The organism is Peribacillus sp. B65, from assembly GCF_058513295.1.
On the sequence record NZ_CP195840.1, the window covers coordinates 5,355,482 to 5,364,457 of the forward strand.

Sequence of the window (8,976 nt, forward strand, 5' to 3'; positions counted from 1 at the left end):
CTGTCAGTCTCATCGATTCACGCGTTTCATTAAGGGAAACGAGGGAATTGTCCAAAGTCCGGATTGCGTTTTTCTTTGAATGCATCGCGGCCTTCTTTTGCTTCTTCTGTTGTATAGTATAAAAGTGTAGCGTCACCAGCCAATTGTTGAAGACCTGCAAGGCCATCAGTATCAGCGTTCATTGCCGCTTTCAAGAAACGAAGTGCCGTTGGGCTCTTCTCAAGCATTTCTTCACACCATTTAACCGTTTCCGCTTCTAATTGGTCTAAAGGTACGACCGTGTTGACCAATCCCATATCCAATGCTTCCTGTGCATTGTATTGACGGCATAGATACCAGATTTCACGTGCCTTTTTATGACCGACGATACGTGCAAGGTAGCCAGAACCATAACCAGCATCAAAGCTTCCAACATTCGGTCCAGTTTGTCCGAAGACTGCATTGTCAGCAGCAATCGTTAAGTCACAAACCACATTCAAGACATTACCGCCGCCAATTGCATAACCTGCGACCATGGCTACGACTGGTTTTGGAATAACGCGGATCAAGCGTTGTAAATCAAGAACGTTTAGACGAGGAATGTTATCTTCACCAACATATCCGCCATTCCCACGAACTTTTTGGTCTCCGCCTGAACAGAATGCTTTGCCGCCTACACCCGTTAAAATAATGACACCGATGCTGGAATCATCACGCGCCCTTGCGAATGCATCAATCATTTCAGCAGTCGTTTTTGGTGTGAATGCATTATGTACATGTGGTCGATTGATGGACACTTTCGCAATCCCGTTATATTTTTCATACAAAATCTCATCATACTCACGTATCGTTTCCCATTGAATCGTCATCTTAATTCCTCCTTTTATTTCGCTTTAAAAACTCACTTATTATTTTACCAAACTTTTCTCCAACTTCCACATGAATCGCATGTCCCGCATCATTTATTATTTTCCATTCGGCGCGCTTCAGCTTTTTTTTCATCGAGTCCGCTATTCGACAAAACTTATGGTCGAGTTCACCGGTTATAAGGAGCACCGGGAAATCAAGAGTTTGCAGTTGTTCCCAGTATGAAGCCTGATTGCCGGTCCCCATACCAAGAAGGCTATTGGAAAGGCCGGCAGGGTCATTTGCCAACCGCTGCTCCCGAATGGCTGACCTGGTTTTGGCCGACAACCGTTTTTGACTTTCAAACAGAGGGATGTTCTCCCATTGATCCACAAACGCTTCCATGCCATTTTCAAGAATTCTTTCGGCAAGCTTCCGATCATTTTTCCTACGGATTTCACGTTCCCCTTCAGTTAAAAGGCCCGGTGAAGCGCTCTCCAATATCAATGTATCAACATACTCAGGAAACAAACAGGCAAAACCCAACCCGAGCCTTCCGCCCATCGAGTAACCAAGGATATGGGCTTTCGGGAAATGCAACACATCCAAAATATACTTAATATCCTCAGCGACACGCTCCATTTCATACCTTCGATGATCGGCTGGTGACGCAGACATACCATGACCGATGATATCGACCATGATTAACGTATACCTGTCACTCAGTAGCGGAATGAGGAATTTCCATGTATCCCGATTTCCTGTAAATCCATGTAAAAGTACAAGAGGATCTCCATTTCCCGTTATTTCAACAGCATAATTGACATCCTTACTGACAATATTCATGATATTTCCCCGTCTAACACCATTTTTATTTCCTGGGAAACAAAGCTCCACAAATTTCGATGCTTTTGTAGATTGGACTCTCTTTCTGTCGGAACTTCAATGATTTTGAGTCCTTCGATTTCGAATGACTCTGTAAATACATTCTCTAACTCATCCCAATTTTGGACCTTGTTGTATTTACCGCCATAAAGCTCGGCAGTATGGGAAAAATCAAGCCCATGAGGCGTGCCGAATAGCGTTTCGAAATGTTCCCTCTCATTCGCCTGCGGCAAGAAGGAAAAAATGCCTCCTCCATCATTATTAACCAGCAATATCGTGATATTTTGTTTTTGAAGTTTTGCCGCAAGCAAGCCATTCATATCATGGAAAAAGCTTAAATCCCCGATTGCCAGCACTGTATTTTTTGATACCGTGCTTACGCCAAGCGCAGTGGAAACGACACCATCGATACCATTCGCCCCACGATTTGCAATGGTTTTGATTCCTTTTCCATTATTCAAAAAGAAAGTATCCAAATCGCGTATGGGCATACTATTCCCGACAAATAACGTCGATTCCAACGGCATCATATCAGCAAGCAGGGCGAAAAGCTTGCCTTCGCTTAACTCCGCTTCATCTCTGACGGAGGCTAAGGCCTCCTTCGTCGCTCCGTTGACGGTTTGCCATAACCGAAGCCATTCATCATCAGGGGAGGGAGTAATGCTTTCAGCAATTCGCAAACAAAAATCTTTCTCTTCGCTGTAAATCATATTCGTTGCCAATCCGGCTGGTTCGCGCCAGCCTGCTCCGCCATCGACGACCAAAGTGATTGCCTGTTTTTGTTTTTTCATGAATAACAATAACGGTTTAGAAACAGGCATTGCCCCGAATCGCAAGATCACTTCCGGCCTGAAAGCCGCTTTTGCCGTTTCATCGCGTAGAAACGTATCATAAGAATCAATAATTACGGCTTTGTCATGACTTCCGCTCCTTAACTGTGAAAGGGGATCAGCCAGTACCGGAAAAGCAAGTTTTTCCGCTAATGCGACGATGGCTTCCTTCATCTCTGGATGAGGTAATTCGCCACATACAATCATACCTTGCTTAGCTTGTGACAATGTAGTTGCAACAGCTTCTATTTGTGATGATGACAGTGACAGTTCTCCACTTTCAATCAACACTGCAGGCGTCATTTTATTTTGCCTGCACTCCTTTGCTTGCTCCAAATCAGGAATCAATGGTTCGCGAAGTGGGAAATTCAAATGCACAGGCCCTGCAGGTTCAGCTGCAGCTGTTGCCACTGCCCTTGCACCGACAGTTCTGGCATACCGCATCATCCCATCCGTGCTTTCAGGAAGTGCCATTTCGACAAACCATTTTACATGTCTCCCGTAAAGGTGTATCTGATCGATCGCCTGCGGGGCTCCGACATCACGCAATTCATGCGGGCGGTCAGCGGTAAGTACAATAAGCGGCACTCTTGAATAGAAAGCCTCAATGACGGCTGGGTAATAGTTTGCAGCGGCTGTACCTGACGTACAAAGAAGTCCGACTGGTTCTTTTAGGGCCTTAGCCAAACCAAGGGCAAAAAAAGCAGCCGAACGCTCATCCACATTAATATGAATTTCAATATCAGGATGTTCCACCAGCAACAAAGCCAGGGGTGTGGATCGTGAACCAGGGCTCACCACCACATGCTTCACCTTATTTTGTGCCAGCTCATCGACGAATGAAGCAGCATAAGCTGTCAATGCATCTCGGTCATTCATTAAGATTTCCTCCTAAAGCACTTAACATCGGATTGAATTTAATCCCCGTTTCCCGGTATTCACTTTCGGGAGTCGAATCTTCCACTACTCCGCAACCGGCAAAGAGCGATGCCTCATTATTCTGTATTAGTGCAGAACGTATCCCAACAGCGAATTCCCCGTTTCCATACGTATCCACCCAGCCTAAGGGACCCGCATAAAAGCCACGTTCCAGACCTTCCATTTCCCGAATTCGGACAACGGCCTTTTCTTTGGGAAGTCCGCCCATAGCAGGTGTTGGGTGGAGATTCTCGACAAATTCAAAAATCGTGACACCTTCCTTTGATATACCCCGGACCGGTGTGTACAAATGCTGGATATGACGGTTTTTCATAAGTGTCGGTCGGGCCGGGACCACCACCTTTTCGCATACTGAATCAAAGGCATTGGATATCATCGAAACGACATATTGATGTTCTTGTAAATTCTTTTCGTCATGAAGCAATTCTTCACCAAGACAAACATCTTCCTGCTCATCTTTCCCTCGTCCCATCGATCCAGCAAGACAGGTAGAAAAAACTTCATTTCCCTGTTTCTTAATCAAACGTTCAGGGGTGGCACCGACAAAACAGTCACCACCAGCCTCCAAACTGAAAATATAACTCAACGGCTGCTCAGCAATCAATTGTTCAAGCACTTTCCCTGAATCGATGGAACGTTCAAAACCAAGTCGAAGCTCCCTTGCCAAAACGATTTTGTCGAGATCTGTCGTCTTGATTTCCTGAACAGCCTCTGCGACCGTCCGCTTCCATTCCTCAGGTTCGACTTCCCTCTGCATAACCAGGGAATTTGCACCCAATCCATTGCCATCCAAGCTTTCGAAAAGGAAAGCTTCCCGTTCATTTATCATATCTATGAAGAGTTTTTCTGAATCATCAGGCGAACAAAGTAAGTTTGTCGTTAAGTAAGCTTGTTTCCCCACTATTGACAGCATGAAGGCAGGTATATAAAAAAGGTTGTCCCCGAACTGATTCCAAAGGAGCGTACTGTCAGTTTCATAATCAAAAGAAAAGCCCCCAAACAGTAAAGGACCTGTCGCTTCTACATCGGTCACTCCTGTTTTGACAGCATTATTCTGCAGTTTGATCCAGCTCTTTTCGACTTCTCTATAACGTTCGGCATTCGATGCCGCTTTGAGTTTCTTAACATTGCCTAAACCGGTGATGGTTATTTCCTTTGCAGGGTCCTCCCAGAAAAAGCGTTCACCCGCGTACCGTTCTCTTCCAGCTTGATAAAATGAAAGGGGGTTGTTGCATTTAATCTTCTTAATATGACTGAATAGAACTTGATCATTCAAGTCCTTCGCCTTTTGTATAGCTGAAGCCAGTCCCTGAAACTGTTCAGTTTCCTCTGAGATAGCCAAAAAAATCCCCCCAAATGTACATTTTAAAAGCTTTTTAACCTATTTAAAGATACACCTCACTTGAACCCCATGTCAATAAAACGACCCTTTACCGAACGATTCTTTCCTGCTTTTTTCCTTATTATATGAATCTTAGCGAATGTAGAGAAATACCCTGGATTTTGGAAATGGATCATCCAGGAATTCCAGTTATCGCCCTTACCCACTTTTCCTGCATTTATTAGGATAACCTTTTGTGCAACATTTCAATATTTGTTATAATTTCGAGAGAACCAATAATGATTTTGAGGAGAGAAATAATGCAAACAGAATACGATGGACTTCCCCTTAAACGGACCTGGAAGATTTGGTGGGAGTTAATACGTCCACATACACTAACCGCAGCTTTTGTCCCAGTCTTACTTGGAACTGTGATTGCACTTTTGGAAGATGGAGTGAATTGGTTACTATTCGCTGCCATGATGATTGCCAGTATCCTGATTCAAGCTGCAACCAATTTATTCAATGAATACTACGATTTCAAGAGAGGCTTGGATACGGAGGAATCCGTAGGCATCGGCGGCGGGATCGTCCGTCATGGGATGACCCCCAAACTAATCATGAGCTTGGCCCTATGCATGTATGCTATCGCCTTGATAATTGGAATCTATATCTGTGCCGCATCATCTTGGTGGCTTGCTGCAGTAGGACTGGTTTGCATGCTTGTCGGCTATCTTTATACAGGCGGTCCCCTGCCCATTTCATATACACCATTTGGGGAACTTTTTTCTGGATTGTTCATGGGCTTTTTGATAATCTTGATCGCCTATTTCATTCAAACCGGTGATGTTTCTTCAACAGCCATCTTAATTGCCATTCCAAGTGGGATTTTGGTTGGGCTGATCAACTTATCCAATAACCTACGTGACCATGATGGAGATAAGGCTCATGGGCGCAAAACGATGCCTGTAGTGATGGGCAGGAAAAACGCCCTGACATTCATGGCAATCATGTTCGCCTTCTCTTATCTATGGCTTGTTGGGCTAGTCCTTACCGGAAGCGTAACGGCTTGGATTCTCCTTGCCTTCCTTAGCATACCGAAGGCCATGGCCGCAATCAAAGGCTTCGTAGGCAAAACGCAGCCGATCACGATGGTCCCGGCAATGAAAGCCACCGCCCAAACGAACACCTTCTTTGGCTTACTCATGGCCATTGGATTATTCATCAGCTATCTTATATAATCTCCGAGGACTGAGCTCATCCGCTCAGTCCTTTTTTTTCTATCTTCCGTTGCATATTGTTTTCCTATACTCCAATTCGGGTAATAGATAATACAACCATCTTACCAATATAAAATGAGATTTGGACTTTAGAAGGAGTGAATCCGATATGGCAACGAAACAACAAACGCAAAAATTAAAAAAGGAACTGCTTCAAGAAAAAAATGAGTTAAGTAGTAGAATTCAAAATGATGAACAATCCGTTCTGGATAAAAGCCAGACGGAATCCGTAGGGGAATTATCATCTTATGATAATCATCCTGCTGACCTAGGAACCGAATTATTCGAGATGGAACGGAATCAAGCACTCGATGAGCATGCACAGTCAGAAATGGAGAAAATCGAGGAAGCATTAAAAGCAATGGAAGAAGGTTCGTATGGCCAGTGTAAAACCTGCAATAGGGAAATCCCCATCGAGAGGCTTGAAGCGATCCCAAGCACCCTCTACTGTGTCGAGCATGCCCCGGAAGGGCCTAATACACAAGAGCGACCAGTGGAAGAGGATATATTGATTCCATCTAAGGGTGATCATTTTGAAAACCGTCATGGAAATGAAATAGTGGATAAAGAGGATAGCTTTGGTGAAGTCGCCAAATTCGGTACATCCGAAACGCCATCTGATTACACCGGCGATCATGACAATTATAATGACCTTTATAAAACCGAGGATGAAACGGATGGATTTCCAGAAGAATATGAAGGATTTGCAGCAAATGATATCGAAGGAAAAAATAGGGTGGATATACCGAACAAAAAGCAAAAGGAATATGAAGATACATTAGAAGAAGAAAATATCGATTCCCTGCTTGGGGACATCCCTTATAAACAAAAAGATAGTTATATCAATGAAAAGAAATGAAAAAAAGAAGCATACATGAATGTATGCTTCCTTTTTTGTTATGACCCGTACGGGATTCGAACCCGTGTTACCGCCGTGAAAGGGCGGTGTCTTAACCGCTTGACCAACGGGCCAAATGGCGGAGAAGGAGGGATTTGAACCCTCGCGCCGCTCGCGCGACCTACACCCTTAGCAGGGGCGCCTCTTCAGCCTCTTGAGTACTTCCCCATGGCTCCGCAGGTAGGACTCGAACCTACGACCGTTCGGTTAACAGCCGAATGCTCTACCACTGAGCTACTGCGGAACAATATGAATATGGTGGGCCTAAATGGACTCGAACCATCGACCTCACGCTTATCAGGCGTGCGCTCTAACCAGCTGAGCTATAGGCCCATATTTGGAGCGGGTGAAGGGAATCGAACCCTCATCATCAGCTTGGAAGGCTGAGGTTTTACCACTAAACTACACCCGCGAAATGGGGCGACTGATGGGAATCGAACCCACGAATGCCTGAACCACAATCAGGTGCGTTAACCACTTCGCCACAACCGCCGTAATATGAAAGATATGGTGGCTCAGGACGGAATCGAACCGCCGACACAAGGATTTTCAGTCCTTTGCTCTACCGACTGAGCTACTGAGCCACATTTGTATTAAATTTAAAAAATGGCGGTCCCGACGGGAATCGAACCCGCGATCTCCTGCGTGACAGGCAGGCATGTTAACCGCTACACCACGGGACCTAATAATTGCGGGGACAGGATTTGAACCTGCGACCTTCGGGTTATGAGCCCGACGAGCTACCGGACTGCTCCACCCCGCGACGGTAATAATGAAACGATTTGCATCAAGTTTTCGTGTATATCGTTTTTTCGCTTCCTCTATGTAAGGTTGTTTAAAAACAACTTGCTGCTTTTTAAAAAAATGGAGGAGGTAGAGGGATTCGAACCCCCGCGGGATTTGACTCCCCTGTCGGTTTTCAAGACCGATCCCTTCAGCCGAACTTGGGTATACCTCCACGGCATTAAAAAGTGAATATGGTGGACCTTGTAGGACTCGAACCTACGACCGGACGGTTATGAGCCGTCTGCTCTAACCAGCTGAGCTAAAGGTCCTTATATTTATTGGTAGCGGCGGAGGGGATCGAACCCCCGACCTCACGGGTATGAACCGTACGCTCTAGCCAGCTGAGCTACACCGCCAATATAATATAAGTATCTGATTGAAAAATGGTGGAGCCTAGCGGGATCGAACCGCTGACCTCCTGCGTGCAAGGCAGGCGCTCTCCCAGCTGAGCTAAGGCCCCATTCATTAAAAATCACGTGGTCGGGAAGACAGGATTCGAACCTGCGACCCCTTGGTCCCAAACCAAGTGCTCTACCAAGCTGAGCTACTTCCCGCAATAAAAATGGTGCGCCCGGCGGGAGTCGAACCTACAACCTTCTGATTCGTAGTCAGATGCTCTATCCAATTGAGCTACGGGCGCATATTAAGATGGTGCCGAGGACCGGAATCGAACCGGTACGGTAGTCACCTACCGCAGGATTTTAAGTCCTGTGCGTCTGCCAGTTCCGCCACCCCGGCATAAATAAATAGTGGAGCGGAAGACGGGATTCGAACCCGCGACCCCAACCTTGGCAAGGTTGTATTCTACCACTGAACTACTTCCGCGAACATGCGGGTGAAGGGACTTGAACCCCCACGCCTTGCGGCGCCAGATCCTAAGTCTGGTGCGTCTGCCAATTCCGCCACACCCGCATAATAAAATGGTGAGCCATGAAGGATTCGAACCTTCGACCCTCTGATTAAAAGTCAGATGCTCTACCAACTGAGCTAATGGCTCATATAAACTATTTATATATGCTATATCAAGCTTGTATGAAAATGGTGCCGGCAAGAGGACTTGAACCCCCAACCTACTGATTACAAGTCAGTTGCTCTACCAGTTGAGCTACACCGGCAAGTGTAAAAATGGTGGAGGATGACGGGATCGAACCGCCGACCCTCTGCTTGTAAGGCAGATGCTCTCCCAGCTGAGCTAATCCTCCATATATAACT

General features: G+C 45.7%; 6 protein-coding genes and 21 tRNA genes. 2 read left to right on the forward strand and 25 right to left on the reverse strand.

Annotated features, from left to right (window positions below; translation table 11 throughout):
• Positions 1 to 29 precede the first annotated feature (29 nt).
• Genes menB through ACSR9O_RS26345 form a run of 4 tightly spaced genes read right to left on the reverse strand, consistent with a single transcriptional unit; the run spans position 30 to position 4,821 of the window.
• Positions 30 to 848, reverse strand: coding sequence for a 1,4-dihydroxy-2-naphthoyl-CoA synthase (menB, locus tag ACSR9O_RS26330; RefSeq protein WP_053347924.1), 819 nt, complete (start codon positions 846 to 848; stop codon positions 30 to 32).
• A 1-nt stretch (position 849) separates the two neighbouring features.
• Positions 850 to 1,671 (reverse strand): 2-succinyl-6-hydroxy-2,4-cyclohexadiene-1-carboxylate synthase, encoded by an 822-nt coding sequence (gene menH / locus ACSR9O_RS26335; protein WP_491725349.1) that lies wholly within the window; start codon positions 1,669 to 1,671, stop codon positions 850 to 852.
• On the reverse strand, positions 1,668 to 3,419 hold the full coding sequence (menD, locus tag ACSR9O_RS26340; protein WP_230178517.1) for a 2-succinyl-5-enolpyruvyl-6-hydroxy-3-cyclohexene-1-carboxylic-acid synthase: 1,752 nt from the start codon (positions 3,417 to 3,419) through the stop codon (positions 1,668 to 1,670). Before menD ends, menH begins: the two co-directional genes overlap by 4 nt.
• Positions 3,412 to 4,821: an isochorismate synthase gene (locus ACSR9O_RS26345; protein ID WP_101225586.1), complete on the reverse strand. Its 1,410-nt coding sequence runs from the start codon at positions 4,819 to 4,821 to the stop codon at positions 3,412 to 3,414. Before ACSR9O_RS26345 ends, menD begins: the two co-directional genes overlap by 8 nt.
• Before the next feature lie 299 nt (positions 4,822 to 5,120).
• Here ACSR9O_RS26345 and ACSR9O_RS26350 point away from each other — a divergent pair, with 299 nt between their 5' ends.
• Both ACSR9O_RS26350 and ACSR9O_RS26355 read left to right on the forward strand, forming a co-directional pair.
• Positions 5,121 to 6,041 (forward strand): 1,4-dihydroxy-2-naphthoate polyprenyltransferase, encoded by a 921-nt coding sequence (locus ACSR9O_RS26350; RefSeq protein ID WP_101225587.1) that lies wholly within the window; start codon positions 5,121 to 5,123, stop codon positions 6,039 to 6,041.
• A 148-nt stretch (positions 6,042 to 6,189) separates the two neighbouring features.
• On the forward strand, positions 6,190 to 6,939 hold the full coding sequence (locus ACSR9O_RS26355; protein ID WP_491725350.1) for a TraR/DksA C4-type zinc finger protein: 750 nt from the start codon (positions 6,190 to 6,192) through the stop codon (positions 6,937 to 6,939).
• Positions 6,940 to 6,980: 41 nt separating this feature from the next.
• On the opposite strand, the gene ACSR9O_RS26360 is transcribed toward ACSR9O_RS26355, so the two are convergent.
• From ACSR9O_RS26360 to ACSR9O_RS26460, 21 genes are all read right to left on the reverse strand, one after another.
• A tRNA-Glu gene (locus tag ACSR9O_RS26360) sits at positions 6,981 to 7,052 on the reverse strand.
• A 3-nt stretch (positions 7,053 to 7,055) separates the two neighbouring features.
• Positions 7,056 to 7,146 (reverse strand) — tRNA-Ser (locus ACSR9O_RS26365).
• A 1-nt stretch (position 7,147) separates the two neighbouring features.
• Positions 7,148 to 7,222, reverse strand: a tRNA-Asn gene (locus ACSR9O_RS26370).
• 12 nt (positions 7,223 to 7,234) lie between these two features.
• A tRNA-Ile gene (locus ACSR9O_RS26375) sits at positions 7,235 to 7,311 on the reverse strand.
• Between the two features lie 5 nt (positions 7,312 to 7,316).
• Positions 7,317 to 7,390, reverse strand: a tRNA-Gly gene (locus ACSR9O_RS26380).
• 4 nt (positions 7,391 to 7,394) lie between these two features.
• Positions 7,395 to 7,470: transfer RNA gene (locus ACSR9O_RS26385), tRNA-His, on the reverse strand.
• 16 nt (positions 7,471 to 7,486) lie between these two features.
• Positions 7,487 to 7,562 (reverse strand) — tRNA-Phe (locus tag ACSR9O_RS26390).
• 23 nt (positions 7,563 to 7,585) lie between these two features.
• Positions 7,586 to 7,661, reverse strand: a tRNA-Asp gene (locus ACSR9O_RS26395).
• A 6-nt stretch (positions 7,662 to 7,667) separates the two neighbouring features.
• Positions 7,668 to 7,741: transfer RNA gene (locus ACSR9O_RS26400), tRNA-Met, on the reverse strand.
• Positions 7,742 to 7,843: 102 nt separating this feature from the next.
• Positions 7,844 to 7,936: transfer RNA gene (locus ACSR9O_RS26405), tRNA-Ser, on the reverse strand.
• Positions 7,937 to 7,956: 20 nt separating this feature from the next.
• A tRNA-Ile gene (locus ACSR9O_RS26410) sits at positions 7,957 to 8,033 on the reverse strand.
• Positions 8,034 to 8,043: 10 nt separating this feature from the next.
• A tRNA-Met gene (locus tag ACSR9O_RS26415) sits at positions 8,044 to 8,120 on the reverse strand.
• A 28-nt stretch (positions 8,121 to 8,148) separates the two neighbouring features.
• Positions 8,149 to 8,224 (reverse strand) — tRNA-Ala (locus ACSR9O_RS26420).
• 17 nt (positions 8,225 to 8,241) lie between these two features.
• Positions 8,242 to 8,318: transfer RNA gene (locus ACSR9O_RS26425), tRNA-Pro, on the reverse strand.
• A gap of 9 nt (positions 8,319 to 8,327) precedes the next feature.
• Positions 8,328 to 8,404: transfer RNA gene (locus ACSR9O_RS26430), tRNA-Arg, on the reverse strand.
• A 9-nt stretch (positions 8,405 to 8,413) separates the two neighbouring features.
• Positions 8,414 to 8,502 (reverse strand) — tRNA-Leu (locus tag ACSR9O_RS26435).
• A 12-nt stretch (positions 8,503 to 8,514) separates the two neighbouring features.
• A tRNA-Gly gene (locus ACSR9O_RS26440) sits at positions 8,515 to 8,589 on the reverse strand.
• A gap of 5 nt (positions 8,590 to 8,594) precedes the next feature.
• Positions 8,595 to 8,676: transfer RNA gene (locus ACSR9O_RS26445), tRNA-Leu, on the reverse strand.
• 9 nt (positions 8,677 to 8,685) lie between these two features.
• Positions 8,686 to 8,761 (reverse strand) — tRNA-Lys (locus ACSR9O_RS26450).
• A gap of 42 nt (positions 8,762 to 8,803) precedes the next feature.
• Positions 8,804 to 8,879 (reverse strand) — tRNA-Thr (locus ACSR9O_RS26455).
• 11 nt (positions 8,880 to 8,890) lie between these two features.
• A tRNA-Val gene (locus tag ACSR9O_RS26460) sits at positions 8,891 to 8,966 on the reverse strand.
• Positions 8,967 to 8,976 lie beyond the last annotated feature (10 nt).

Bases quoted from the DNA above. Each gene is read 5' to 3' on its own strand.
- ACSR9O_RS26350 (WP_101225587.1), top strand. From the start codon at position 5,121: ATGCAAACAGAATACGATGGACTTCCCCTTAAACGGACCTGGAAGATT.
- menH (WP_491725349.1), bottom strand. From the start codon at position 1,671: ATGAATATTGTCAGTAAGGATGTCAATTATGCTGTTGAAATAACGGGA.
- menB (WP_053347924.1), bottom strand. From the start codon at position 848: ATGACGATTCAATGGGAAACGATACGTGAGTATGATGAGATTTTGTAT.
- ACSR9O_RS26355 (WP_491725350.1), top strand. From the start codon at position 6,190: ATGGCAACGAAACAACAAACGCAAAAATTAAAAAAGGAACTGCTTCAA.
- menD (WP_230178517.1), bottom strand. From the start codon at position 3,419: ATGAATGACCGAGATGCATTGACAGCTTATGCTGCTTCATTCGTCGAT.